Origin of the sequence: Streptomyces sp. NPDC006872 (assembly GCF_040635845.1) — a bacterium.
Lineage (GTDB): Bacteria > Actinomycetota > Actinomycetes > Streptomycetales > Streptomycetaceae > Streptomyces.
Genome location: NZ_JBEYIL010000009.1, coordinates 50,083 through 75,035, shown reverse-complemented (window position 1 = coordinate 75,035; position 24,953 = coordinate 50,083). Strand labels below are relative to the sequence as shown.

Here is a 24,953-nt window from a genome sequence, read left to right as displayed (position 1 = left end):
CACACCCTTCGGAGGGGCATCGAGACCTCCGGCTTGGCCCGGGCTGTGCAACGCCTCGACCTATACAGCCGACCGGTTCGCCTGGGCCAGATCCGGACTGCCGACGGATCTTGGATCTTCATGCTGTTCCTCGACGAGGACGGCAGCACGCTGGTGGCGTGCACTGGCGTCCGTCAATCCCAACTGGGCCCGGCACGACCAGACATCTGCTGAAGCCTCGCACCGCCAACCCACTTTCCAACTGTGGTGGCGGCCCCGGGGGCCTCGGGCGAGGGCGTTCACCTGCGTTCATGGGCGGTCAGTCGTCTGGGCGGTCACCGCCTCCGGTCCCGTCTCAACGGCCGTGAACGGCGCTGAATGAGACGGAAACTGAGACGGACGGCAGGGTCGCTCTCGCTAGCATCTTCGCTGTTGAAGGGGGACGCCATGGCACTGGTCCGCAAGGGATCACGACGGATCGTTGTCGACGGCACGGCCTACCGCTGGCGGCTGCGAGGCAGGCCAACGTACTTCCAGGGCTTGGCCTGGTCGCCGTGCACGTTCGCGGTCGAGCACGCAGACACTCCAGGAGCGACGCTCGTGGTCACCACCGACCAGCCGCATCCGAGCAACTGGATCGGACGCGCGGCTGAGCCCGTACAGCCGTCCCGCGTTGCCGCGGCCATTCGGCTCGCTCTGCGTGAGGCTTGGATTCCGACGGTTCCGGGTTCTGCGTTCCACCTCGACCAGTCCGCTGGCTTCACGCCTTCGCTGAACAGCAGAGGAATCGATGAACGTACTGTCGGCCTGAACTGAGTCGGGAGGTAACCGGTGTTGTACGCACACGAGGTGGTGTTGAACGAGCTCGCGCAGGGACTCAGGCCGACGGCCGAGGGTGTCGAGTGGTTCGAGGGCCTCTCGGAGGATGGCCAACGCAAGGTCCTGCGTGCTCTGGTGCTGTTCTGCGGGCAGGCCCGCGCCTGCGAGGACGATGTGCCGGAGAGCATCGCGCGTTCTGGCATTCGTCCCACTCACACGCCGGCGGTGATGCTCACGAAGTGGCGGTTCGGGATGGCGGCGCTACCGGCCTATGAACTCACCAAGTCCTTCCGCCTGCTCGTCGCCCTCTTCAGCATCGCGGACACCCGCAGGCGGACGCGGCATTGCGCCGACGGGTGCGGACACGAGTGGCACAATCTGTCGGATCCGTTGCGGGATGCAACCTAGATGTCTTCTTGCCCTGGGTCTTGCCGCCGATCTTGGTGACCTGCGGTTTCGCTGTTCAAGGGCCGTGGGCTCGTGCGCTTGGTGGTCGACGTTGGTCGTCATTGGCCCCTGTCGAGCGACGTCGGACGGCCCAGGGACGGCCCAGACATCGGCCCGTTGCCCATCTGTGGGCCTACGAGCTGATAGGCAACTCCCGTGCTCGCTGACGTGCTTGGGCTCGTAGCTCCTTCAAGCGACTGTGAAACGCGTTGTGGCGGTTCTGGTCGAGGTTCAGCGGGAGGTCGAGTTGGGAGATGAGCTGCGATTCCAGGTCCCACGGTTCGCTCTGCTCGATCCAAGACACCCTCGCGTTGTCCGCCATCCACTGGCTCAGCTTTGCTTCGCCGACCTCGCCAAAGGTCATCCGCTTGCCGCTGCCCACGCGGCGCAGCTCAAGTCCGAGTAGACATCCGAGGGTGAGCCGCAGCGTCGAGCCGGCCGCGTTGCCCCGGTAGTGGTAGCGGACCCGCTTGCGCAGGTTCTGCGTGCTGGTCCGATTCGCCATGCACCGCGGGGCTATCCCGACGTAGAGCAGGCGCCCAGCGTCCAGGTCCGGGTGGGGCTGTTGCTTGAAGTGCCACCCGTAGACCCCTGCCGCCGCTGGGACAGGGCTCGGACGCACCAGGATCTCTTGCGCCGACCACAATCGATCGGGACTGACGAGAGCGGTAGCTTCCACGAAGCCTCCAGATGTGCCACGACTGATCGTCGCAGGTTACTGGTGCCTGGTTGGGCGGAGCGGCTTTCACCGTGATTCCCCGCGGCTCCCTGCCCAATCTGGTGCGGTCGTGGTGCGCGCTGCCGACCTTGACTACGCTCCTCGCTACGATCTGCGATCACGCGGACACGTTGGTGTTGGGGGCGCGGCAATGTTGGTGGAACTCTTAATTGGGGCGGCGGTTGGCTTTCTCGGGGGGCTGACGACAGCCTGGCGCATCGTAGCCAAGGGTGCTGCTCAGGCCTGGCTGGACGACCTCCGTGACCAGGTCCTGGTACGTAAAGCCGATCGTCGTAAGAACCAGGCGATCCGGCATGCAAAGTTGGACTGGGAACTGAGCGCGGAGTCGGAAGCCGCACAAGCGAAGCAGAAGCAGGCGGCTGCGGCTGTCGAAGCCGAACGGAGGAGGGTTCGCCGCGCCCACTCAGAACTCAAAAAGGCCCTTCCGCTCGCGAACGAAGCGGTTCGAACCCACACCAATGAAACTTTCGTGGGTGCACTGGAGTACACGGCGCGATCCTGGCCTGACGTAGCAGTCGAAGCAGCCACCGAGCGCGACAAGCTCACTAAGCATCGTGCTGTCATGGAGCAGTTGAGGGGCCAAGTGGAGAAGCTCGCTAGCCTGGGAGTCGATCTCAAGTGCCCCATCAAGGACTGGAGCCAGGCGCTCTCAACAGATCTCCGGACGCTGGCTGATGAGATCGACAAGGCTGCTAAGGCTTACGCCCTCAAGGTCTGACACCAACTACTACGCAGACGCTCCGGAGGTGTAACACCGCTTTAGGAGAGAGGCGGAGGAATCGTGCCGCTGAGCTGGATCTTTGATACCTGGTCAGGACGCCAAGAACTCGACCGTTAGACAACCCCGTTGACCGTGGCTGACCCCTGCATCTGACACGGCAGTGGCACGAACCTCAGCCGTCGACAGTCAGCCACGACGGCGGGTGCGCCGACCGACCACGCACGCGTATGCCTCGCTGCACCCCCACCGGCCTCAGCCACGCTGCCATGCCGTCGACCAGAGCAAGTTGCGCCGGCGGAAGCGTGGGGGCGAGACCTTGGGTGATGACCTCTTCGTCCCGAAGCAACTTGGGCAGCGGCTCGACCTGCGGCGAGTGCGCCTTTCACCTGCGGCGCTGGTCCGCGGGCGTCCGTGCTTGTCGGTCGCTGTCCGTCGGCGTTGTCACGCACTTAGTCTCCGAGCGTCAATTGAAAGAAATTCCCTTGGTGAGTAGCTGCTACAAGCGGAACGCTTCACGCAACTCTGCCTCTAGTGAGTAGCGGCCGCTCTCTTCTTCATCTCTTCTCGCCCGTTGCTGCGAGATGAGCCCTTCAATTGATTCCGAAACGGATTGCAGGGCTTCACCGATTTCAGTTACCGTGAGCTGTGGCTCGATGCGAATGACGTGACCTTGCCATTCGAAAATGCAAGAGTCAACCAATTCATGCAATGGAAGGTCTGCGACAATATTTTTCCAGTGGTCTGCCGCATCATCTGACAGTGAAACCCTCAGTCGACTCTGAGGGTGACCGCTCATAATCGTCAGATCATCCGTCAGCCAGACTTTTGTCACCCAAGCAGGGAAAGTCGACTTATTCTCTTCGAATTCTTCCGCATACGCTTGAGCCTCAACCCGTTTTGCTTCACGTGACGCTTCGTCTGCCAATCGATCCCTTTGGACCTCAACGTCTGCTGCAAGCAGTGCATTGGATACAGTTTCAAAGATTTCCCTGGATTCCCCAGATCCTTGGGAGAGCCGAATATTGATCACTCCGCTGTTTGTGACGCGCCACCAGTCAGACGCCTTCTTCCCTTTGTTTAGAAGAGTGGTTAGCTTGGAACTCCAAGCATTGTACTCGTTCACAGGGGGAACGTCTGACAAACTGACCTCCACCAAAAATCGACCCCCTTGCCTTGTGACAGATACGGAGCTAACTCGCGCGGCTGTGTTGGAAGAGCGTACGCACCGGCTCTCCTGCTCACGCACGCTCCGCCTGTCGGGGATGAAGGACTCTTGAAAAGCCTCCCATCTGATGACCCATCCGAATACGAAGCCGAGAGCTCGCTGAGCCTCGTCAAGTGTGGAAATCTGAATAGCATCTGCGTTCGAGGTGATGTCTCGAAACCAAACATACTCTCCCGGATCTCCCGAGAACGCGATAGCGACTGACGCCTCATTCACTTCCGCGATCTCCCCCTCCAAATATTTGAAAGATTTTTCGTCAATGATTTGTCGACCCATTGGCTTACTGTGAAACGGGATGCGCCTACGGTAATGTTTCCGCCAAAGCTTGTAAGCGAAATCGAACGCTTGGCGTGAGTTCGCCAAGCTCTTGGCGGGCGAGTTTTCTTCGATACATCTCTCGGCATCTTTAAGCAATTGGCAAATTTTAGGATCTTTGACCGCCTCTGCCAAAGTGGTCTCGTTGATGTCTGTGTCCCACACCGCACTGACCAGCGAGCGAGTATAGGACGACGTGACGGCGGCCCAAGTATTGATGTTTTTCTGATCTACCTCGAGTCCCTCATGCTGCACCAGGTTGCGGGTCCTGTGAAGTCGTCGAATGTCAGGCCAGGTGCTTGTCGTCCAGCGGGCACCAAGATGATCCTTCACGATCTGCATCAACTGTTCAAAGCTCGCCTTGTTCGGGATCGTGAGGTTCAAATATGTTGCTGCGAAATGCGTGGCTCTCTCATTTACGGCATCAAGTAGGACTACTGCCATTGGCCGTGTTACCGGCGAACTGGAGAGACTCGCTTGATCTGCTGATGAAAGGAGCGCGCGCAACTGTACGAGGTTGGTGACGGTCTCCGGGGACAAGGGTGCAGTGGTCATGGTGGCTACGGTAGGGCCCGGATCGGCTTGGCGTCCCGTACTTTCTCTCAACATGCGCCGAGTCGTCGTTAGCACCTCGGCCAGAGGCAGTGAGTTGCGGTGGTGGGTTCGCCAGCTGGCCAGGTGTCCTCGCTGCACTCCAGCCTCAGTCAGGATCTTCGGACCTGCTGCGGATCAGAGTTGGCTGGATCCAGCGACAGCGCTGCGAGCGGCTCCCTGCGTGAAATCACCCAAGTCCATTGCGTTGCAAAAGTGAGAGACGGCCTGACATGAGCCCAAAACAGCCGTACGATGCTGCAATGCTCGATGTGGAATTCATCATCAAGAACTATCGATGCTTCGGCGACGAACCGACTTCGTTCCGCGTCCGCGACGGCTTTACGGCTCTTTTGGGAACAAATAACTCAGGTAAGAGCTCGTTGTTGCGATTTCTGTACGAAGTGAGGCCATTCCTTAACCTTATTCAGTCGGGCGCGCGCGTAAATGGTGTTGAGAGGCAGGCGCTGCAAGGGCTGCGAAATTACGGATGGAGTCCGTCAGTACCTCAAGGAGAACGAATCGTCAGGGCTGGAGTTGATCGGCCAATGGAGATCCAAGTGATCGTACATGATGGCCCTGACGGAGGATTTTTCCTCGATGGCGAGCAACTCGTAATTACTACTCAGGTTAGTCACGGGGAGGCCGCAAGCCCGACAATTAAGAGATGGAGAGGGAGTGAAGTTAAGGAAGATCAAGAGAATCCGTTTATGGGAGAGCAGCTCTTCGCCCCCCTAGCCTCTGCAATGCGTGGACTCTGCGAGGCGATGTACATCGGACCATTTCGTAATGCCATCAACGTAGGGGCACAGCAAAACTATTTCGACATCCAAACCGGTAATGCATTTATCAACACCTATTCGCAATATAAGTCAGGTTCGGATCCGCTGGCAAATGAAGCGGTTGATAAAATGCTTCAGCAGTTGAGTCGGATCTTCGGTTACGGGCGTCTTGATATTAATTCATCCGGCGATACCCTTCAGCTCTTCATTGACGGCAGAAGTTACCGACTCAATGAGCAGGGCGCGGGATTCGCGCATTTCGTGCTTGTTCTGGCAAATGTGCTCGTGCGTAAGCCGAGACTTTTGCTCATTGATGAGCCGGAGCTAAACCTTCATGCTTCGCTACAGTTGGATTTTCTGCAGACTCTGGCTGGCTACACAGAGCACGGAATTATTTTCGCCACTCACAGCCTTGGGTTGGCTAGGACGGTCGCTGATCATATCTACACACTCACCAAACAAAATGGGGGAACATCTAAGGTCAAGGAGTTTGAGGAGGATCAAGACCTTGTGACCTTGTTGGGGCAGATGTCCTTTGATAAGCGTCTGGAAACTGGGTTCAGTAAGGTCCTCTTGGTCGAAGGGAAGACTGAACTGCGCGTGCTCATGCAGTTCCTTCGACTTTATGGGAAGGAGCATGAAGTGCTCATGCTTCCCCTGCATGGGGAGTCTTTGATCCGTGGCGACTCCCAACAGGAGTTGGCCCACCTGTTGCGGATTGGTGGAGATGTTTCCTTTCTGATCGATAGTGAACTTGAAAATCCTGGAGATGTTTTGGGGGTCGAGAGAAAAGCGTTTGTGAGCGTTTGTGAGAAGCTTGGAATCGAGGGGCATGTGTTGGAGCGCCGAGCGCTGGAAAATTATTTCCCCGACGCTGCAGTAAAACGCGCTTTTGGGGATGCAGCACAAGCTTTGGGGCCCTACGATAAGCTTGCGAAGTCGCGAGGGGCTGTTTGGCGCAAGACGGATAACTGGCGAGCCGCTGGGGAAATGAGTAGAGCTGATCTTGAGGAAACCGATTTGGGGGTTTTCCTCTCGTCGCTCTAGCAGAAGGGCTCAGGGGGTCGTTTCGTGGACTGCTGCTCCTTTTCCACCTGCGGCTACGGCTGCTGTTGTGCGCAGTGCGCGTGGCACGGGCGCCGGCCGGGCTGGAGCGGGGCGTAGACAGGAGCGCAGGCCCGGCCGGGGGCCGGGCCACGCGCGGGGAGCGGAGCGAGCCGCTTGATGAAGGAGAGAAAGTCTTATCCCGCTGGGATGAGGCGCTGTCCGTCGTGGCTTCGTACATGGGGGCCGTTGCCGTCCAAGGCGTCCAAGAGCCTGATGGCGAAGGCCTCGGACATGCGCTCGCTGACCTCGTCGGGTGTGAGCCATGAGACCGCCGTGGACTCGCCGGAGGTGCGTTCGGTGCCGCCGGAAGGCTTGCAGCGGAAGACCAGAGCGATGATGCCCCGGGTCATGTTCTTGTAGATGCCGGTGAGTTCGTCCACCTCGACGTGGATGCCTGTCTCCTCCAGGACCTCGCGGCTGACGCCGGCCTCTGGGGTCTCGTTGAGTTCGAGGATGCCGCCGGGGAGCTCCCAGGTGCCGTTGTCGGCTCGGCGGATCGCCAGGAGGCGGCCGTCCTCGCGCACCACTACTCCGGCTACGGACACGGAGTGCAGGGGAGACGGTGTCGCTTCCTGTGGTTGACTCATGTAGAGGAGCTTAGGAGGCAGAGAAGGACTATGGGAACTGCTGCTGGAGGGGGCACGGCCGGGCCTCGGTACGTGCAGATCGCGGAAGAGATCGTGCAGCAGATCCGGGCGGGGATTCTGAAGCCCGGTGACATGGTGCCGAGTGAGTCCGATCTGGTGGAGCGGTACGGCGTGTCCGGCGGGACGATCCGTAAGGCCATGGTCGAGGTGCGGGCGAGTGGGCTCGTCGAGACCCGGCACGGCAAGGGCTCGATCGTGAAGAACCGTCCTCCTGTGCGGCATCGTTCCTCCGATCGCTTCCGGCGGTCGCTCCGGCAGGGAGGGCAGGCGGCCTACCTCGCGGAGTCCGCACAGTCCGGTGCCACCGCGAAGGTCAGCGTCCTCTACATCGGGCCCATGGAGGCCCCCGAGGACGCTGCCCGACGGCTGGGTGTTCCCGTCGGTGCGCAGGTACTGGCCCGTCGGCGCCTCTACTTCCGCAACGGCATTCCGGTCGAGACCGCCACGTCCTACCTGCCGTGGGACGTCGTGAAGGAGATCCCGGAGCTGTTCGCCGAGAACCCCGGCGGCGGTGGCATCTATGCCCGACTCGAAGACCATGGACATGAGTTCGCGGAGTTCGCCGAGACGCTGCAAGCGCGGCCGGCCTCGAAGTCGGAGGCCTCGGAGCTGGCGCTGAGCCCGGGTGCGCCCGTGGTTCATCTGATCCGTGAAGCTCGTACGGCCGCGGGTCTCGTCGTCGAGGTGTGCGACACGCTCATGGCCGCTGACCAGTTCGTTTTCGAGTACCGCATCCCTGCCGACGACTGACGCCCGCTCAACTCCCCGCAGCCCGTCGCGAGTTCTTCTTCGCGGCGGGTTGACTCATGTACAGGAGTGAGGCACTCTTCTCTATGTCACTCATGTACATGAGTGGCGGAGTTCAACATCTATAGAGGAGTGATCTGCTGTGCGTCAGATTCCCGTCGACACCTCCGCCGCGATCGTGATGGTCGCCAAGTCTCCGCAGCCCAAGGTCAAGGACCGCCGCACCGGCGAGATCGCCATGGACATCGAGTCCGGCTCGAAGCTGATGACGGTCGACGTGATGTTCGCGGCAAACGAAGAGGTGGAAATCCTGTCCATCACCGTCCCGGAGCCCGGGATCAGCGGAGAGCTGGCCATGGGTACGCCGGTCGCGCTCACCGGGCTGATCGCCCGGCCCTGGGAGAACGACTTCAACGGTCAGAAGCGACACGGCATCGCGTTCCGTGCGGTCGCGGTCACCTCGCTCGCCAATGTCAACGCCGCCGCCGGGCCGAAGGCGGCCTGATCATGACCGGCTTCACGGTCGCTCTGGTGCTGGTCGTCGCTGCCGCAGGTCTCCTGCGGTGGCGGCGTCCCGCCTGGTACTGGCTGGCCTTCGGGGTCACCCTGGCCGCTTTGCGGGTCCTGGTCCGGTACGGCTCCGTCATGGACGCGTGCGGGCTGACCGTACCGCCCGCCCGATGGCGGCTCGTCCTGGCACGGGCCACCAACCGGCCGATGCCGGAGTCCCGTCCGCCGCGCATCCTGCGGCTGCGGCCGACTCGCACCGGCCTGGTCCTGCGGCTCAAACTTCGCCCCGGCCAGGACGCCTTCGACTTCGCGGCTGCCTCTGACCGGCTTCGGCACTCGTTCTCCATGTACGGCGTGACCTCGCGTGAGCTGCGGTCCGGCGTCGTGGAGGTGCGGATGACCGGCTACGACGTGCTCAAGCGGGTGCAGATGCCCGCTGCGACCGAGACTCGGCCCATGCGGGTGCCCGTCGCCCTGCGGGAGGACGGCTCGGTGCACTACCGCGACTACCGGGCGATACCCCACGCCCTCACCCTTGGGGCCACGGAATCCGGCAAGTCCGTCTACCAACGCAACCTGGTCGCCGGGCTCGCCTCGATGGACGTCGCCCTCGTCGGCATCGACTGCAAGCAAGGGGTGGAGTTGTTCCCGCTGGCCCGGAGGTTCTCCGCGCTGGCCGACAACCCCGACACCGCCGCCGAGCTGCTCGACGCGCTGGTGGCTCGGATGGCAGACGTCTATCAGCTCATCCGCGCCCAACAGCGGATCACCGTCGACGTGTCGGACGCGGAGATCGCCGCCGACATCTGGGACCTGCCCGACGGACTGCGTCCGACTCCGGTCGTCGTCCTGGTCGACGAGGTTGCCGAACTCGCCCTGTACGCCAGCAAGGAGGAGGAGAAGCGGCGGGACCGGATCATCACCGCCTTGGTCCGCCTCGCCCAGCTCGGCCGCGCCGCCGGCATCTACCTGGAAATCTGTGGACAGCGCTTCGGCTCCGAACTCGGCAAGGGCATCACCATGCTCCGCGCTCAGCTCACCGGCCGTACCGCGCACCGTGTCAACGACGAGACCTCCGCCAACATGGCCTTCGGCGACATTTCCCCGGACGCCGTCCTCGCCGCCATCCAAATCCCGGCTGAGATGCGGGGGATCGCCATCGCGGGCGACTCCTCCGGAGGCTGGCACCGCATCCGTGCTCCGCACACCTCGCTCCGCCAGGCCGTGAACCTCTGCAACCGGCACGCCGACCGGACCCCGGACCTACCCGAGCTGGCACCGTTCCGGCCCGCCCTCTCCGGCCCCGCCGCAGCCGCTCCCGTGCCGTCGGCCAAGCCTTCGCCGGCCACTGCCTGATCTCTCGCTCGCCCCATCGGTCGGCGTGACCGCCTTCGCGCCAAGTCCCTACCCCTGCCATGCCTGCTGAAGGGAGAACTCGGCATGTGCCCGAACTGCGAGGACTTCGCCCGGACCGTGCTCCTCCTCGGTCAACTCGCCTTGTACGCCGACATGGGCGGCGCAGACCTCGACTTCGTGGAAGCGGTCAGCGCGTCTCTCGCCGTCTCGTTGCCCGAGCCGCCGCCCGGCATGTTCCCGTCCGGCGACGACCTCGACGGCGGCCCCACCTACCCCGGCGAGGACGGCTGATGGGCGCTCGTCACGGCCTTCGTGTCGACGCGGTGCTGATTCAGGCCGTGATCGCCGGTGCCCTGTCCTTCGCTCACCTGCACGACCTGGCTGCCGCTGCCGGACAGGACGGCTGGAAGGCGTGGGCCTACCCGGTCAGTGTCGACCTGCTCCTGGTCGCGGCCTGGCGGCGCCTGCGCAGTGAGGGCCCGTCCCGGCTGGCCTGGTGCTGGTTCCTCATCGCCCTGTTTGCCTCGCTCGGGGCGAACGTCGCCACCGCCGGCTTCCTCGACCTGGCCGATCCGCCCGCCCCGCTCCGTCTCGGCATCGCAGGTTGGCCCGCGCTCGCCTTCCTCGGCGGAACGCTTCTCGCTCACTCGTCGGCCGCGGAGTCGGAGTCGGAGTCGGAGCCTGAGCCGGTTCTGCCGGCACCTGTCCCGGACACCCCGGACACCCCGGGCACCCCGGACGCCGAGCCCCAGCCACCGGCAGCAGCCGTGCCCGAGCCTGACGCGGTCCCAGCCCTGGTCCCGGCCCCGGCTCCCACCTCGACGCCTGCAACGCCGGTCCCCGCCGTTCTGGTCGACCACGCCCGCAAGATCGCCGACGAGTACCGCGCCCGCACCGGGGCTCCGATCGACACCGACACCCTGCGCTCCCGCCTCGGCGTCCCGCCCCACCTCGCCGACGCCATCGCCGCTCAACTCGCCTGACCAGGAAGGAGACACCCCAATGCCCGCCCGCGACAACTTCCATTCCGTGATGCGGATCGGTCCCGTGCAGATCGGCACCCACCGCGACCGCAACGGCCGGACCGTGCACGCCGCTGTCTGCACCGCCGACCGCTGTGGCTGGTCCGCCGACTACTCCAGCCAGAGCGCCGCCCAGCTCGCCGCCCGCACCCACCGCTGCCGCGTCCGCTAGGAGACACCGCCATGCAGGTCCCGCTCTGGTTCGCTCTCGCCGTCGTCGGCTACCTCGGCTGCAAGCTCATCCGCCCGCCGCTCTGGCTGGTCCTGGTGCTGCTCCTCGGCGGCTACCTCATCGCCGACACCCTGCTCGCCCCCGTCATCGACACCGCCATCAAGTAGGGAGATCCGCCATGCTCCGCCCGAAGATCCCGACCATGCCCACCCCGACCGGACTCGTCTCCCCGCCCGCCGTCATCGAGCCGAGCATCATCACCCCGGGCACCCCGGTCCCGCCGTCGACGCCCGTCGCCCCGGCCCCGTCCCGCCCGGTCGTCCAGCTCACCCCCGGAACCGCGCTCGCGCTCGTCGGGGCCGGCACGGCCGTGGTCCTGGTGCTCGGTGCCGTCCTCGTCTCGCTGCTCCTGGCGGTCGCCATCACCGGCGCGTCCGTCGCCGTCTGCGCCGTCGTCCTGCGCTCCCTGCTCGCCTCCGACGCCAAACGCCGCTGACCGGCCCCCGGGCGGCCCTGATACCGCCAAGCATCCGCCGCCCGGGAGCCGTCCCCACCGATCGATCTCGCAACCGGAAGGAACCCCCAGCATGGCCCACCGGGCCTCACCCGCGGCACTGAAGACGCCCACGCCCGCCCAATCGCTCGACCCGATCACCCTCGGAGACATCCTCCGGGTGGCCTCGGCCTCCGACTACACCCGCTGGGAAGACCAGATCCGCCGCACGGGCGGCTGCTCCGACCCGATCCACCTGACCGGCTGGACCCTTCACAAGGACAAGACCACCGGCGAGACGCTGCACCACTACTCCACCGAGAACGAGCCGGGCGGACGCCTGCGCCTCGCCTGTGGCAACCGGCGCGCGTCCCGCTGCCCCTCCTGCGCCTGGACGTACGCGGGCGACACCTACCACCTCATCCGCGCGGGCCTCGCCGGGGACGACCGCCGAGACATCCCCCCAGCCGTCCGCGACCACCCGCGAGTCTTCGCCACCCTCACGGCCCCCTCGTTCGGCCCGGTCCACAACCGCCCCGACTCCGGTGTCTGCCGCTGCGGCACCCGCCACCCGGCCGACGCCCCCACCCTCGGCACTGCCCTTGACCCGGACACGTACGACTACGCGGGCGCAGTCCTGTTCAACAACCACGCCGGACAGCTCTGGCAGCGCTTCACCACCCGGCTCCGCCGCGAACTCGCCGCCCGCGGCGGCCTGGCCCGCCGGGAACTCGCCGACCATCTGCGCGTCTCGTACGGCAAGGTGGCTGAGTTCCAGAAGCGCGGGGCCCTGCACTTCCATGCCGTCGTGCGCCTCGACGGCCCCGAGGGGCCCGGGGCACTGCCGCCCACCTGGGCCACGGTCGACGTGCTCACGGACGCGATACGTGCCGCCGCCGCGCACTCGTACACGTCCGTCTCGGTCCCGGCTGCCGACGACCAGCCGGCCCGGACGTTCCGATGGGGCCGACAGCTCGACGTCCGCCCGGTGAAGGCCTTCGGTGACGGCTCCGACATCACCGAACAGGCCGTTGCCTCGTACGTGGCCAAGTACGCCACCAAAGCCGCCGAGAACACCGGCACCCTTGACCGCCGAATCGGCGAACTCTCCGAACTCGACCGGCACAAGGTCCCCGATCACACCCGGCGGCTCATCACCGCGTGCCGCGACTTGGACAGCCACTATCCGGACCGACGCTTGTGGGCCTGGGCGCACATGCTCGGCTTCCGCGGGCACTTCTCGTCCAAGTCGCGCACCTACTCCACCACCCTCGGCGCCCTTCGCCAGGAACGCGCCGACTACCGCGCCGCGCAAGAGGCTTCCGTCCTCGGTCTCGACGATCGTGAGCCGGACTCCGTCCTAGTCCTTACCGACTGGCAGTACGCCGGCCACGGCCACACCCCTGGTGAAGCCGCTCTCGCCGCGACCATCGCAAGAGACCTCCAGACCAACCGCGAGACCGCCCGCGATGCCCTGCTCAGCGAAGGGAGCGCGGCATGATCACGGCCGCCTGGTCACGCAACATGCTCACTCTCGCCGAAGTCTGCGAAGAGCTGAGCGTCTCGCGGTCGACCTTCTACGACTGGCGGGCGAAGCGGCGTGCGCCGCGTTGCATCAAGCTCCCGAACGGCGACCTGAGGATCCGGCGGAGCGATCTCGACCACTGGCTCGACGACCGTGAGGACGCCGTCTGATGGAGACCACGTACGACGTAAAGGTCTACAAGATCCTCACGTACAAGGGCGCCCGGAAGACCACGTACACCGTGCGCTGGGTGGTCGCGGACAAGCGCTGGCGTGAACCCTTCGGCACCGTCGCACTCGCTGAGGGCTTCCGTTCCGAACTGATCCGGGCCACGGGGAAGGGCGAGGCCTTCGTCATCGCCACCGGGCTGCCGGTGTCCCACCGTTCCAAGTCGGCTTCTATGAGCTGGTACACGTTCGCCGTCGGGTACGTGGATGCCCGTTGGCCGGAGCTCGGCGGCAACAGCCGTAAGAACACGGCCAAGGCCCTGACGGCGGTCACCATCACGCTGCTGCGTGTCCAGCCGACCCAGTTCGCCCCGGTGGCCGTGCGGACCGCACTGCGCGAATGGGCGTTCAACGCGACCCGCCGTGCGGACGCCCCGCGAGACGTGGTGTCCATCCTCCGGTGGGTGGAGCGCAACTCCCTGCCGGTCTCCGTCTGGGAGGAGGCAGAGAAGGTCGATGAGGTCCTGCGAGCCGTCGACACGCGCCTTGACGGTAAGCAGGCGGCGGCCTGGTCCAGGAAGCGCCACCGTCGGATCCTCAATGTCGTCATGAAGCACGCGGTCCGGCGGCGCGTCCTGCGGACCAACCCGCTCCCCAAGGGGAAGGAGTCGACGGCTGTCACCAAGACCAGCAACGCCGTGGACAAGCGATCCCTGATGAACGCGGAACAGGCGGCGGCACTCCTCGACTGGATCCGGCGCCGGCCGCGTGGAGGGAGGCGGCTGCACGCGTTCTTCGCCACGCTGTACTACTGCGCTCTGCGGCCGGAGGAAGCCGTAGCCATGCGAGTGCAGGACGTGACGCTTCCCGGCCCCGACGCCGGGGACCAGTGGTGTGAGCTGCTGATCCATACGGCGACTCCGGAGATCGGCAAGCAGTGGACCGACACCGGAGAGATCCACGAGGAGCGTGACCTGAAGGGCCGTGCCGAGGGCGAGACGCGCATCGTGCCGGGACATCCCGCCCTGACGCGCATCCTGCGGCAGCACATCGAGGACGAGGAGCTCAAGCCCGGTGACCTGCTGTTCCAGGGGGAGACGGGCGGCATTCTCGCCGGATCGGTCGTCCGCCGGGCGTGGCGCAGTGCGCGCAAGGCTGTCCTGCCCCCGCATGTCTTCGAGTCGCCCACGGGGAGGCGGGTGTACGACAACCGGCACACGCGCCTCACGAAGTGGCTCAACGACGGGATCCCGCCCGCCCAGGTGGCTGAATGGGCGGGGAACAGCGTGCCGGTGTTGCTGGCCACTTATGCACGGTGCGTCGAGGGGCAGCTGCCTGACTTGAAACGACGCCTGGAGGCCGCGGGAGATCTCCCCGAGCCGGCCGACGGAGACTGACGCTTCTCGTCAAGAATTTCGACACGTATTCGACAGGGCCACCCGCGAAAACCCGGTGACAGCCGGACGGCCCCGGAGCCTCCCCATGATCGTCGGGGGAGTGTCCGGGGCCTCGTCGTGGCGCGTGAAACGTGCTCTGAACAGCAAAAATGCCCTCCCAAAGGGAGGGCGGAGACTTGCGCCCCCGGCAGGACTCGAACCTGCGGCCAAGCGCTTAGAAGGCGCCTGCTCTATCCACTGAGCTACGGGGGCCGGGTGTGGTGGCCTCGTACGTGCTGCCCGGGTGTGGGCTGATCCGTGACGTTGCCGGGGACAAGGATAGGGCTCCCGGTTCCTTGTCCTGGTTGCTTCGCCTCCGTGGCTCAATGTGGAGGTTCGGTGAAGCGGTCCTGATAATCGCAGGCAGGTGCGAATCGTGCATCGCTTTTGCCCTCCAGGGCTACGGGTGTTGTGCACTCGTTATGCCTGCGCTGTGCCTCTGTCCCAGTCGTACCTTCCGTCCCTTGTGTCCTATCGGCGCGCAGACATGCCTATATGCTTCATAAATCCCCTAAAATTGGGCATTCTTCGCGTGTGGTGACCTTGGACGTACGGCCTCAGCTGCTCGACGCACTCTCCGCCCTGCGCGACCGTGTCGCCGCCGCGCGCTTTCCGCTCCCCCTGGCGGGGGCCCCACGCGCACGTGCCAACCGCGACGAACTGCTCGCCCAGCTCGACGACTACCTGGTTCCCCGGCTCAGGCAGCCTGAAGCGCCGCTTCTGGCCGTCGTGGGCGGGTCCACCGGCGCCGGCAAGTCGACGCTCGTCAACTCCCTGGTGGGGCGGCGGGTCAGCGAGGCGGGCGTGTTGCGGCCCACGACACGGACTCCGGTGCTCGTGTGCCACCCAGAAGACCATCACTGGTTCAGCGGCATGCGGGTGCTGCCCGGCCTCACACGCGTGTGGGCGCCCCATCAGGAGTCGGCGGACGACCTGTTGCTCCCCGGCGAGGACGGCAGGCGGGTGCTGCGGATCGAGACCGCCGACACCCTCCCGCCCGGCCTCGCCCTCCTCGACGCGCCCGACATCGACTCCCTCGTCGCCGACAACCGCGTCCTCGCCGCGGAACTGATCTGCGCCGCCGACGTCTGGGTGATGGTCACGACGGCCGCCCGTTACGCCGACGCCGTGCCCTGGCATCTGCTGCGCACCGCCAAGGAGTACGACGCCATGCTCGTGACCGTCCTCGACCGGGTGCCCCACCAGGTCGTCTCCGAGGTGTCCCGGCAATACGGCGCCCTGCTCACCAAGGCCGGGCTCGGCGACGTACCGCGCTTCACCGTGCCCGAACTGCCCGAGTCCGCCTGGGGCGGCGGGCTCCTCCCGGCCACCGCCGTCGCGTCGCTGCGGACCTGGCTGGTCCATCACACCCAGGACCCCGGCGCCCGCCGCCACGCGTTGGCGCGCACGGCCCAAGGCGTCCTCGCCTCGCTCAAGGCCCGGATGCCCGAACTGGCCGGCGCCGCCGCCGCGCAGTACGCGGCCGCGCTGCGGCTCACCTCGGCCGTCGACGGGGCCTACGACAGCGAGTACACGCGCGTGCGGGGGCGTCTGCAGAGCGGCGCGGTGCTCGCCGGCGACGCGCTCAAACGCTGGCGGGCCTTCCCGCTGGACTGCACCGCCGGCGAACTCCTGGACGCCCTGGTGGAAAGCCTCGGCGCGCTCCTGCTGTGCGCCGTCACCGCCGCCGACGAGCGCATCGACGAGGCCTGGCGGCGCGAACCGGCGGCGAGCGCGCCGACGCTGACGGACCGGGACACCTCGCAGGAGAACGCCGAACACCGGATCGGCCTGGCGGTACGACGGTGGCGGCGCGAGCTCGAGGAGTACGCCGAGGACGAGGTACGTGGCCTGGAGCGCGGTCTCGCACCCGATCCGGACGCCGTCGCCGCCCTCGTCGCCACCGCCCTGCTGGGCGGCCGCAGGGCGCGTTCCGCGGGCGAGGGACTCGCCGAACGGATCGGCGCCCACGGCGCGCTGCGGCTGCGCGACCGGGCCGGACGGCTGCTCACCGAGCATCTCGACCGCGTGATGCACACCGAACGCGAGCGCCGCCTCGCCCCGCTCGACGCGCTCGAAGTCCACCCCGAACCCCAGGCCGAGCTCATCGCCGCGCTGTCCGTACTGCAGAAGGAGAGGTGACCGGTGACCGCCGTCACTGACCAGGACCACACGGACCACACCGATCACACCAGCCACACCGATCACGCGGAGGGGGAGGGGGAAGGCGATGGCGCGGGTGCGGGTGCGGGCGCGGAGCTGAACGTGGAAGGCGGGGATCAGGCGCAGGACCGCATGGGTCCCGAGGAAGTCGGCATGGAGGAGGTCGGCATGGCGGAGAACCACGCGAGCCATGCGAACCCCGCGCGCGTACCCGAAGCCGGCGAAGACGCCCCCTCGCATCCGGACTCCCGCACGGACTCCGCCGGAGCCTGGGACGACGGTCTCATCGCCCGTCGCGTGAGCGAGGCCTCCGCCGCCGAGCAGGCCGCCGTCATGGACAAGCGGCCCGGCGGCGGTGTCGCCGCCCCCCTGCCCTCGACCCCGCTCGCGTACGACGGAGCCCTGCGCTCCCGCCTCGACGCGCTGCGCGAACTCGTGGGGCTCTCCCGCACGCGCCTCGACAGCCGGACGCTCGCCCAGGCCGGCCGGGTCCTCGACGAGGCGGCGGCCCGGCGCAGGCTCTCCGGGCAGCACACCGTCGTCGCCATCGCGGGCGCCACCGGGAGCGGCAAGTCGCAGCTGTTCAACGCCCTCGCCGGGGTGACCATCTCGGAGACGGGCGTACGTCGGCCGACCACCTCGGCGCCCATCGTGTGCACCTGGAGCGACGGCGCGTCGAGTCTCATCGACCGGCTCGGCATCCCGGGTCGGCTGCGCCGACGGCCGGTGCAGAGCGCGGACGCGGAGGCCCAGTTGCGCGGGCTCGTCCTGGTCGACCTGCCCGACCACGACTCGGCGGCCGTGCAGCACCGTGAGCAGGTCGACCGCGTCCTGGGGCTCGTCGACGCCGTCATCTGGGTCGTCGACCCGGAGAAGTACGCCGACGCCGTCCTCCACGAGCGCTATCTGCGGCCCATGGCGGGCCACGCGGAGGTCATGTTCGTCGTCCTCAACCAGGTCGACCGGCTGCCCGGCGAGGCCGCCCATCTGGTCCTCGACGACCTGCGGCGGCTGCTCGACGAGGACGGCGTCGCCCTCGGCGAGTACGGCGAACCGGGCACCACCGTGCTCGCCCTGTCCGCGCTCACCGGGGACGGCATCGGGGAACTGCGCGAGCTGCTCGGCCAGTTCGTCGCGGAGCGCGGCGCCGCGGCCCGGCGCATCTCCGCCGACGTGGACGTCGCCGCGTGGCGGCTGCGGTCCGTCTATGCCACCGGGCGGCGGACCGGGCTCAGCGAGGAGGCGCGCGACGAGTTCGCGGCCCTGCTCGCGGACGCCGTGGGCGCCACCGCGGCGGGCGAGGCCGCCGAACGCGCCTGGCTGCGCCACGCGGGCCGCGCGTGCGGGACGCCGTGGCTGCGGCTGTGGCGGTGGCACCAGGACCGGCGCGACCCTCCCACCGGACGACTCCCCGTGCGCGCCCAGGCCGACGAGGAGGCCACGGCACGGCAACGGGTCGAGCAGGCGGTGCGCACGGTGTCCGAGCGGGCCTCGGCGGGGCTGCCGACGCCGTGGGCGCAGGCCGTGCGGGAGGCGGCCGTACGCGGTGCGCAGGGGCTGCCCGAGGCGCTGGACGAGCTGGCGGAGCGCGCCGGACTGCCGCCGGGGCGGCCGCCGCGGCCCGGCTGGTGGCCGGTGGCCGTGCTGGCGCAGGCGTCCATGACCCTCCTCCAGGCCGTCGGCGGGCTGTGGCTGGTCGGCCAGATCGTCGGGGTCATGGCGCCGAACCTCGGGGTTCCGGTGCTGCTGATGGTGGCCGGCATCATCGGCGGCCCGCTGGTCGAGTGGAGCTGCCGGCTGGCGGCCCGGGGACCGGCCCGGCGGTACGGACAGGACGCGGAGCGCCGGTTGCGGGAGGCGGCGGCCGGCTGCGGCCGGGCGCGCGTCCTGGATCCCGTGGCCGCGGAGCTGCTGCGGTACCGGGAGGTCCGGGAGCAGTACGCGCGGGTCACGGGCGTGGGGGCGGGCTCACGGTGACTACGCACGGTGTGGGCGCACGGTGAGCACGCACGCCGCGGGCGCGCGGTGACGACGCACAGTGAGCACACACGGTGTGGGCGCACGGTGAGCACGCCCGTTGCGGGCGCGTGGGACCGGGTGATCATGGGGAGCGGGGCGTAGATCACTCGTCCGGGTGGTGGAGTTTTCCACAGGCGGACGGTGATCCACAGCGCTCGGCGGGCCCGGCCCGACGGAGGCAGTCTGGCTTCGCGGCGATCGCGACGGACGCGGTCGCAGCGAGGGCGGTGACGGTACGCGGTGAACGCGGCGACCGTGACCGCCGAGGCGGACGCAACCGTACGGGACGGGCCCGTACGCGTATCCGGGCGGCGCGACCGTCCGGCGAGGGAGGGGTCGAAGTGAACGACACGATCATCTGCGCGGTGGGCAACGTGGCGACGCAGCCGGTCTACCGGGACCTTGCGGCGGGCGGATCGGCGAGGTTCCGGCTGGCGGTGACCTCGCGCTACTGGGACCGCGAGAAGAGCGCCTGGACGGACGGGCACACCAACTTCTTCACGGTGTGGGCCAACCGCCAACTGGCCACGAACGCGACGGCCTCGCTCAACGTCGGCGACCCGGTGATCGTCCAGGGCAGGCTGAAGGTGCGCACGGAGCTGCGCGACGGACAGCAGGGCCGGACGTCGGTGGACATCGACGCGGTGGCGATCGGCCACGACATCTCGCGGGGCACATCGGCCTTCCGGCGCTCGGGTCGCCCCGAGCCGACGGGCGTCGGAGCGCCCACGCAGCCCGAGCCCAACTGGGAGACGCCGGCCGTGAATTCCATGGGTGCCACGGACTCCATGGATGCCACGGACTCCACGCAGCCGGAGCCCGATACCTCGCGCCCACGCGAGCCGGTGGCGGTGCCGTGAGGTCCGGTGAGTCGACGTGAGTTGAGATGAGTTGAGCTGACGGGCGGGGTGCGCGGAGGCGCGCAGGGTGCGTAGTGGTGACGGAGTGTCAACGGCCGTGACCGGGCCCCCGAGGTCGAACTGCGGCTTATCGGCGAATGCGTTCCAAGCAGCCGAATGGATTTGTCGATAAGCCGGGCCGGTGGACGATCTTGGGGATAACGATTCCGAGTCGGATCGGCGATCCGATGAGATGACCGGTAGGCGTGGTGCGCGGCGTCTCTAGGATGCCGGACGTGGCTCACGGGGCTTCTGATTCTGCTGGTGGGACCGTACCGCCCACATCAACGGGTCCTGCTCGAAGGGGAATTGCGTGATTTCTTCGTTCTCCGCGCCGTTCGTGCGTGGACGGGGGGCGGTCCGCCTCACGGTGGCGACGCTGGTGTCCGGCTTCGTTGTCGCCGCCTTCGGCGTGCTCGCGGGCGCCGGCCCGGCCGCGGCCGCCGAGATGACACAGAGTCAGGGCGGAGCCACCGCGACCATAGGCGGCCTCAAGACCTTCGGCGCCGCCGTGATCCACGCCGAGAGCGGGGACCAGGAGGTCTCGGCCGGCCTGTTCGAGATGTCCGTCGAGGGCGGCGGCACTCTGCAGACCTACTGCGTCGACCTCTTCAACCCCACGCAGCGGGACGCCAAGTACCACGAGACGCCGTGGAGCGGCACCTCGCTCGGCGCCAACCAGGACGCGGGCCGCATCCGTTGGATCCTGCAGAACTCCTACCCCCAGGTGAACGACCTTGCCGCGCTCGCGGACAAGGCGGGCATCGACGGCGGTCTCACCGAGCAGGACGCGGCCGCCGGCACCCAGGTCGCCATCTGGCGCTACTCGGACGGCGCGGCCGTCGACGCCGTCGACCCGCAGGCCGAGCGGCTGGCGGACTACCTCCAGAAGGCCGCCCGAGTCCTGGCCGAGCCCAAGGCCTCGCTCACCCTCGACGCACCCGCCGTCTCCGGCCACCCCGGCGAACTGCTCGGCCCGGTGACGGTGCACACCAACGCGAGCGGCGTAATGGTGACGCCCCCGCTGGACGCCGCCACCAGCGGGGTACGGATCGTCGGGAAGGACGGCAAGGAGGTCACGTCGGTGACGAACGGCAGCCAGCTGTTCTTCGACGTGCCCCTCGACTCGGCCGACGGCTCGGCCGAGCTGACCGTCCAGGCCTCGACCACCGTTCCCGTCGGCCGCGCCTTCACCTCCGACAGCCGCAGCCAGACCCAGATCCTGGCCGGCTCCAGCGAGTCGACGGTGTCGGCGACGGCGAGCGCGACCTGGGCGAAGCAGGGCGCCATTCCGGCGCTGTCGGCGGCGAAGAACTGCGCGAAGACGGGCGTGGACATCACCGCCACCAACCAGGGCGACGCGGCTTTCGTCTACGAGCTGATGGGCGCCGAGCACGCCATCCCCGCGGGCGGGTCCCAGACGGTGACGATCCCGCTGCAGGAGGACCAGGCCTACGACTTCACGATCAACGGGCCTCAGGGCGTCGAGAACCGCTTCACCGGCGTCCTGGACTGCCAGACCCAGGCCGCCGAGACCGCCGGCCTGACCACCCAGACCCTCAGCGAACCGAGCCCGGCCACGGTGGGCGGCACCTCCGTCACGAACGACACCAACCTCGCCGTAACAGGCGGCACCAGCGCCACCCCCCTCATCGCGGGCACGGCCATCGGCCTGGTGGTCATCGGCGGAGCGGCACTGATCCTCACCGGCCGCAAGGAGAACAGGGCGCAGGACTGATCGTTTGTCTTTTCATGGCGTCGACGCCGTCGACGCCATGAACGCCCCGGACTGCTTCCCGCTCGCCGTGTGGCCTCCCCGAGCACTGACGGGGCGCGTACGCCGATCTCGCCCGGCGGCTCGAGAAGAAAACGCCGTGCCCATCGTGCTTCTCTGCCACGATGGACTTCGTCACCATGCGGCTCAGCCGCGCCTGACGCCACACCCTCTCTGCCCGGCATCGATCGACCCACCACTCGGCGGGATACATGCTGATTTCCGCGAGCACGGCAGGCACTCCATGACCCAGGGAAATGATCAATCCGGAAATTCCGCAGATGCGACGCCCGAACACTTAGCCGAGCCATCTACGCCGTCTGCGCCGTCCACGTCATCTGCGCCGTCTACGCCGTCCGCGTCATTCGTGTCAGCCGGAAGCGGTGAGCCGTCAAGCCGAGACGGGGCCGGGGGCGGCAGATTTGCCGCCTTCGAACTCCCGCTCATGCTGACGCTTTCCCTCATCTCGGCGCCAGTTGTGATCGTCGCCGATCGCCCGGCGTCAAGCATCGGAGTAGTAATCGCCGGGGCCTTCCTCGTCGGCATCTGGATCCATAGATCCATTTCCCGCTCCAGGGCGAGCGGCGACGCCGCCCAGGCAAGGCGAAGGCTCGCGATCATTTCGTATGCGGCAGCAGGTACGGCTGGAATGTTGGCAACGCTGATCGCGGTACCGACGACGAGAAGTTTCATCGCCCATGACCTGATTGGGTTCTCGACCCCATCGGAGCCGGTGACGATCGCCTCCTTGCGAACAGGGGAAACGGGGGGCGAGGAATCCGCGAGAGAGAGTGGGCTCGATGAAGCGAAAAACGGACACGTGATCGAACTGACCGTGCACAACGGCGGCGATACCGATGAATTGGTGAAGACTGTTCACCTGACGGTCCCCTCTGATTACTCCACCCAATGTGCGGCAAGCGGCGATCACTCGGTCACGCTCGACAGCGAGGCCACCGTTGTGCGCAGCAAGACCGCGAAGCGCATCGACTGGATCGGTACATTCGAGGAATCGGACCCCGGGAAGCGGGTCGACTTCGACGCGACCCTGATCGCACATTGCGGCGGGGGCTCCGAGGTCGAATTCTCCATCCCGGTCTCCGTGGCTCTACCGCCTCGCAAGTTCACCCGAATCAATCTCGAGTTGCCCTCGGAGTTCCAGTGGTCCGGCGGTGACTACATCGGGCCCTGGACGGTGAATATCATTCTGCCGCACGGAAGCGCTGCGGCAGATTCCGGAGCGGCAGATTCCGGAGCGGCAGCCCATCGCATTCGTGTCGACCTGGAGATCACTGGCGACAAGGTAGTGGTCTATCGAGAATGAACGGTGAAATCTGCGGCCGACGGCGCCCCGACCACGCCCTGACCGCGTGGCTGACGTGGTGCACTCACACACTCCCGAAACGATCACCGCTGGGCCGTCCCTGGGCCGTCCCTGGGCCGTCCCTGGGCCGTCCGACGTCCCCCGAGGCCGCTCGACGACGACCGACAACGACAGACGAGCCCCGGCCGTCGACCCCGAACTCCCAGGTCAGCCGTCCCCGACCATATGGGTTACCACCCGGGGGTGGACCTCAGGCAAGATGGGGTGTATCTGCCCACTGCCTGATTTCAAGCTGCCGGACGGTTTCTCTTGGCTGAGTACATCTACACCATGCGCAAGACGCGCAAGGCGCACGGCGACAAGGTCATCCTTGACGACGTGACGCTGAGCTTCCTCCCCGGCGCGAAGATCGGTGTGGTCGGGCCGAACGGTGCCGGTAAGTCCACCGTTCTGAAGATCATGGCGGGGCTCGAGCACCCCTCCAACGGCGATGCCTTCCTGTCGCCGGGCTACTCCGTCGGCATGCTGCTGCAGGAGCCGCCGCTCGACGAGGCCAAGACGGTCCTGGAGAACGTGCAGGACGGCGCCGCCGAGATCATGGGCAAGCTCAAGCGCTTCAACGAGGTCGCCGAGCTGATGGCGACCGACTACTCGGACGCGCTGCTCGACGAGATGGGCAAGCTGCAGGAGGACCTGGACCACGCCAACGCGTGGGACCTGGACACCCAGCTCGAGCAGGCCATGGACGCCCTGGGCTGCCCGCCCGGCGACTGGCCCGTCACCAACCTGTCCGGTGGTGAGCGCCGCCGGGTCGCGCTCTGCAAGCTGCTGCTCGAGGCCCCCGACCTGCTGCTGCTCGACGAGCCCACCAACCACCTGGACGCCGAGTCCGTGCAGTGGCTGGAGCAGCACCTCGCGAAGTACCCGGGCACCGTCGTCGCCGTCACCCACGACCGGTACTTCCTGGACAACGTCGCCGAGTGGATCCTGGAGCTCGACCGCGGTCGCGCCCACCCCTACGAGGGCAACTACTCCACCTACCTGGAGACCAAGGCGACCCGCCTCAAGGTCGAGGGGCAGAAGGACGCCAAGCGCGCCAAGCGGCTGAAGGAAGAGCTCGACTGGGTGCGGTCCAACGCCAAGGGGCGTCAGGCCAAGTCCAAGGCCCGTCTCGCCCGGTACGAGGAGATGGCGGCCGAGGCCGACAAGATGCGGAAGCTGGACTTCGAGGAGATCCAGATCCCGCCGGGCCCGCGGCTCGGCTCCATCGTCGTCGAGGTCAACAACCTCTCCAAGGCCTTCGGGGAGAAGGTGCTCATCGACGATCTCTCCTTCACCCTGCCGCGTAACGGGATCGTCGGGGTCATCGGCCCCAACGGCGCCGGCAAGACCACGCTCTTCAAGATGATCCAGGGGCTCGAGACGCCGGACTCCGGCAGCATCAAGGTCGGCGAGACCGTCAAGATCTCGTACGTCGACCAGAGCCGCGAGAACATCGACCCCAAGAAGTCGCTGTGGGCCGTGGTCAGCGACGAGCTCGACTACATCAACGTCGGTCAGGTCGAGATGCCGAGCCGCGCGTACGTCTCCGCCTTCGGGTTCAAGGGGCCGGACCAGCAGAAGCCCGCCGGTGTGCTCTCCGGCGGTGAGCGCAACCGTCTCAACCTCGCGCTCACCCTCAAGCAGGGCGGCAACCTGCTCCTCCTCGACGAGCCGACCAACGACCTCGACGTCGAGACCCTCAGCAGCCTGGAGAACGCGCTGCTGGAGTTCCCCGGTGCGGCCGTGGTCGTCTCCCACGACCGGTGGTTCCTGGACCGAGTGGCCACGCACATCCTCGCCTACGAGGGTGACTCCAAGTGGTTCTGGTTCGAGGGCAACTTCGAGTCGTACGAGAAGAACAAGATCGAGCGTCTCGGTGCGGACGCGGCTCGTCCGCACCGCGCCACCTACAAGAAGCTGACCCGGGGCTGA

24 protein-coding genes and 1 tRNA gene are annotated in these 24,953 nt (G+C 66.8%); 21 read left to right on the top strand and 4 right to left on the bottom strand.

Annotated elements, in window-relative coordinates; genetic code table 11:
* Window positions 1-426 precede the first annotated feature (426 nt).
* Both ABZ725_RS26270 and ABZ725_RS26265 read left to right on the top strand, forming a co-directional pair.
* Window positions 427-795, top strand: a complete 369-nt coding sequence (locus tag ABZ725_RS26270) for a hypothetical protein (protein WP_358805030.1) — start codon at window positions 427-429, stop codon at window positions 793-795.
* Window positions 796-828: 33 nt separating this feature from the next.
* Entirely contained in the window at window positions 829-1,206 is a 378-nt protein-coding gene (locus ABZ725_RS26265; protein ID WP_358805029.1) for a DUF5958 family protein, read from the top strand.
* A 172-nt stretch (window positions 1,207-1,378) separates the two neighbouring features.
* Here the strand turns inward: ABZ725_RS26265 and ABZ725_RS26260 are convergent, their stop codons facing one another.
* Entirely contained in the window at window positions 1,379-1,750 is a 372-nt protein-coding gene (locus ABZ725_RS26260) for a GIY-YIG nuclease family protein (RefSeq protein WP_358805028.1), read from the bottom strand.
* 283 nt (window positions 1,751-2,033) lie between these two features.
* On the opposite strand from ABZ725_RS26260, the gene ABZ725_RS26255 reads away from it, so the two are divergent.
* A complete protein-coding gene (locus ABZ725_RS26255; RefSeq protein WP_358805027.1) occupies window positions 2,034-2,702 on the top strand; it encodes a hypothetical protein in 669 nt (222 codons plus the stop codon).
* A 499-nt stretch (window positions 2,703-3,201) separates the two neighbouring features.
* Here the strand turns inward: ABZ725_RS26255 and ABZ725_RS26250 are convergent, their stop codons facing one another.
* Window positions 3,202-4,800, bottom strand: coding sequence for a hypothetical protein (locus ABZ725_RS26250; RefSeq protein WP_358805026.1), 1,599 nt, complete (start codon window positions 4,798-4,800; stop codon window positions 3,202-3,204).
* Between the two features lie 299 nt (window positions 4,801-5,099).
* On the opposite strand from ABZ725_RS26250, the gene ABZ725_RS26245 reads away from it, so the two are divergent.
* Entirely contained in the window at window positions 5,100-6,665 is a 1,566-nt protein-coding gene (locus tag ABZ725_RS26245; protein ID WP_358805025.1) for an AAA family ATPase, read from the top strand.
* 194 nt (window positions 6,666-6,859) lie between these two features.
* On the opposite strand, the gene ABZ725_RS26240 is transcribed toward ABZ725_RS26245, so the two are convergent.
* Window positions 6,860-7,312, bottom strand: a complete 453-nt coding sequence (locus ABZ725_RS26240) for an NUDIX domain-containing protein (RefSeq protein ID WP_358805024.1) — start codon at window positions 7,310-7,312, stop codon at window positions 6,860-6,862.
* A gap of 30 nt (window positions 7,313-7,342) precedes the next feature.
* Between ABZ725_RS26240 and ABZ725_RS26235 the strand changes: the two genes are divergently transcribed.
* The 11 genes from ABZ725_RS26235 (at window position 7,343) to ABZ725_RS26185 (ending at window position 14,761) form a co-directional block, all read left to right on the top strand.
* Window positions 7,343-8,122 carry a GntR family transcriptional regulator gene (locus ABZ725_RS26235; protein WP_358805023.1) on the top strand — a complete coding sequence of 260 codons (780 nt, stop codon included), beginning with the start codon at window positions 7,343-7,345 and terminating at the stop codon, window positions 8,120-8,122.
* A 139-nt stretch (window positions 8,123-8,261) separates the two neighbouring features.
* Window positions 8,262-8,624: a hypothetical protein gene (locus ABZ725_RS26230; protein WP_358805022.1), complete on the top strand. Its 363-nt coding sequence runs from the start codon at window positions 8,262-8,264 to the stop codon at window positions 8,622-8,624.
* A 2-nt stretch (window positions 8,625-8,626) separates the two neighbouring features.
* Window positions 8,627-9,985 (top strand): FtsK/SpoIIIE domain-containing protein, encoded by a 1,359-nt coding sequence (locus ABZ725_RS26225; protein ID WP_358805021.1) that lies wholly within the window; start codon window positions 8,627-8,629, stop codon window positions 9,983-9,985.
* 84 nt (window positions 9,986-10,069) lie between these two features.
* On the top strand, window positions 10,070-10,276 hold the full coding sequence (locus ABZ725_RS26220; protein ID WP_358805020.1) for a hypothetical protein: 207 nt from the start codon (window positions 10,070-10,072) through the stop codon (window positions 10,274-10,276).
* Window positions 10,276-10,968, top strand: a complete 693-nt coding sequence (locus ABZ725_RS26215) for a DUF2637 domain-containing protein (RefSeq protein ID WP_358805019.1) — start codon at window positions 10,276-10,278, stop codon at window positions 10,966-10,968. The genes ABZ725_RS26220 and ABZ725_RS26215 overlap by 1 nt, the downstream gene beginning before the upstream one ends.
* Before the next feature lie 19 nt (window positions 10,969-10,987).
* Window positions 10,988-11,179: a mobile element transfer protein gene (locus tag ABZ725_RS26210; RefSeq protein ID WP_235460015.1), complete on the top strand. Its 192-nt coding sequence runs from the start codon at window positions 10,988-10,990 to the stop codon at window positions 11,177-11,179.
* An 11-nt stretch (window positions 11,180-11,190) separates the two neighbouring features.
* Window positions 11,191-11,346: a hypothetical protein gene (locus ABZ725_RS26205; protein ID WP_189264482.1), complete on the top strand. Its 156-nt coding sequence runs from the start codon at window positions 11,191-11,193 to the stop codon at window positions 11,344-11,346.
* Window positions 11,347-11,357: 11 nt separating this feature from the next.
* Window positions 11,358-11,675, top strand: a complete 318-nt coding sequence (locus ABZ725_RS26200) for a SpdD-like protein (protein ID WP_358805018.1) — start codon at window positions 11,358-11,360, stop codon at window positions 11,673-11,675.
* Between the two features lie 91 nt (window positions 11,676-11,766).
* Window positions 11,767-13,173, top strand: coding sequence for a replication initiator protein RepSA (repSA, locus tag ABZ725_RS26195; protein ID WP_358805017.1), 1,407 nt, complete (start codon window positions 11,767-11,769; stop codon window positions 13,171-13,173).
* Window positions 13,170-13,367: a helix-turn-helix domain-containing protein gene (locus tag ABZ725_RS26190; protein ID WP_358805016.1), complete on the top strand. Its 198-nt coding sequence runs from the start codon at window positions 13,170-13,172 to the stop codon at window positions 13,365-13,367. Before repSA ends, ABZ725_RS26190 begins: the two co-directional genes overlap by 4 nt.
* A complete protein-coding gene (locus ABZ725_RS26185; RefSeq protein WP_358805015.1) occupies window positions 13,367-14,761 on the top strand; it encodes a site-specific integrase in 1,395 nt (464 codons plus the stop codon). The genes ABZ725_RS26190 and ABZ725_RS26185 overlap by 1 nt, the downstream gene beginning before the upstream one ends.
* A 179-nt stretch (window positions 14,762-14,940) precedes the next feature.
* Here the strand turns inward: ABZ725_RS26185 and ABZ725_RS26180 are convergent.
* A tRNA-Arg gene (locus ABZ725_RS26180) sits at window positions 14,941-15,013 on the bottom strand.
* 321 nt (window positions 15,014-15,334) lie between these two features.
* Here ABZ725_RS26180 and ABZ725_RS26175 point away from each other — a divergent pair.
* From ABZ725_RS26175 to ettA, 6 genes are all read left to right on the top strand, one after another.
* Window positions 15,335-16,942 (top strand): dynamin family protein, encoded by a 1,608-nt coding sequence (locus tag ABZ725_RS26175; RefSeq protein WP_358805014.1) that lies wholly within the window; start codon window positions 15,335-15,337, stop codon window positions 16,940-16,942.
* A 3-nt stretch (window positions 16,943-16,945) separates the two neighbouring features.
* Window positions 16,946-18,940 carry a YfjP family GTPase gene (locus ABZ725_RS26170; RefSeq protein WP_358805013.1) on the top strand — a complete coding sequence of 665 codons (1,995 nt, stop codon included), beginning with the start codon at window positions 16,946-16,948 and terminating at the stop codon, window positions 18,938-18,940.
* A 383-nt stretch (window positions 18,941-19,323) separates the two neighbouring features.
* Window positions 19,324-19,842, top strand: coding sequence for a single-stranded DNA-binding protein (locus ABZ725_RS26165; protein ID WP_358805012.1), 519 nt, complete (start codon window positions 19,324-19,326; stop codon window positions 19,840-19,842).
* Between the two features lie 352 nt (window positions 19,843-20,194).
* A complete protein-coding gene (locus ABZ725_RS26160) occupies window positions 20,195-21,619 on the top strand; it encodes a TQXA domain-containing protein (protein WP_358805011.1) in 1,425 nt (474 codons plus the stop codon).
* Window positions 21,620-22,100: 481 nt separating this feature from the next.
* Entirely contained in the window at window positions 22,101-22,979 is an 879-nt protein-coding gene (locus ABZ725_RS26155; protein WP_358805010.1) for a hypothetical protein, read from the top strand.
* Between the two features lie 309 nt (window positions 22,980-23,288).
* Window positions 23,289-24,953, top strand: coding sequence for an energy-dependent translational throttle protein EttA (gene ettA, locus ABZ725_RS26150; RefSeq protein ID WP_351906380.1), 1,665 nt, complete (start codon window positions 23,289-23,291; stop codon window positions 24,951-24,953).

Bases quoted from the DNA above. Each gene is read 5' to 3' on its own strand.
- ABZ725_RS26270 (WP_358805030.1), top strand. From the start codon at position 427: ATGGCACTGGTCCGCAAGGGATCACGACGGATCGTTGTCGACGGCACG.
- ABZ725_RS26260 (WP_358805028.1), bottom strand. From the start codon at position 1,750: ATGGCGAATCGGACCAGCACGCAGAACCTGCGCAAGCGGGTCCGCTAC.
- ABZ725_RS26250 (WP_358805026.1), bottom strand. From the start codon at position 4,800: ATGACCACTGCACCCTTGTCCCCGGAGACCGTCACCAACCTCGTACAG.
- ABZ725_RS26245 (WP_358805025.1), top strand. From the start codon at position 5,100: ATGCTCGATGTGGAATTCATCATCAAGAACTATCGATGCTTCGGCGAC.
- ABZ725_RS26240 (WP_358805024.1), bottom strand. From the start codon at position 7,312: ATGAGTCAACCACAGGAAGCGACACCGTCTCCCCTGCACTCCGTGTCC.
- ABZ725_RS26235 (WP_358805023.1), top strand. From the start codon at position 7,343: ATGGGAACTGCTGCTGGAGGGGGCACGGCCGGGCCTCGGTACGTGCAG.
- ABZ725_RS26225 (WP_358805021.1), top strand. From the start codon at position 8,627: ATGACCGGCTTCACGGTCGCTCTGGTGCTGGTCGTCGCTGCCGCAGGT.
- ABZ725_RS26220 (WP_358805020.1), top strand. From the start codon at position 10,070: ATGTGCCCGAACTGCGAGGACTTCGCCCGGACCGTGCTCCTCCTCGGT.
- ABZ725_RS26215 (WP_358805019.1), top strand. From the start codon at position 10,276: ATGGGCGCTCGTCACGGCCTTCGTGTCGACGCGGTGCTGATTCAGGCC.
- ABZ725_RS26210 (WP_235460015.1), top strand. From the start codon at position 10,988: ATGCCCGCCCGCGACAACTTCCATTCCGTGATGCGGATCGGTCCCGTG.
- ABZ725_RS26205 (WP_189264482.1), top strand. From the start codon at position 11,191: ATGCAGGTCCCGCTCTGGTTCGCTCTCGCCGTCGTCGGCTACCTCGGC.
- ABZ725_RS26200 (WP_358805018.1), top strand. From the start codon at position 11,358: ATGCTCCGCCCGAAGATCCCGACCATGCCCACCCCGACCGGACTCGTC.
- repSA (WP_358805017.1), top strand. From the start codon at position 11,767: ATGGCCCACCGGGCCTCACCCGCGGCACTGAAGACGCCCACGCCCGCC.
- ABZ725_RS26190 (WP_358805016.1), top strand. From the start codon at position 13,170: ATGATCACGGCCGCCTGGTCACGCAACATGCTCACTCTCGCCGAAGTC.
- ABZ725_RS26185 (WP_358805015.1), top strand. From the start codon at position 13,367: ATGGAGACCACGTACGACGTAAAGGTCTACAAGATCCTCACGTACAAG.
- ABZ725_RS26155 (WP_358805010.1), top strand. From the start codon at position 22,101: ATGCTGACGCTTTCCCTCATCTCGGCGCCAGTTGTGATCGTCGCCGAT.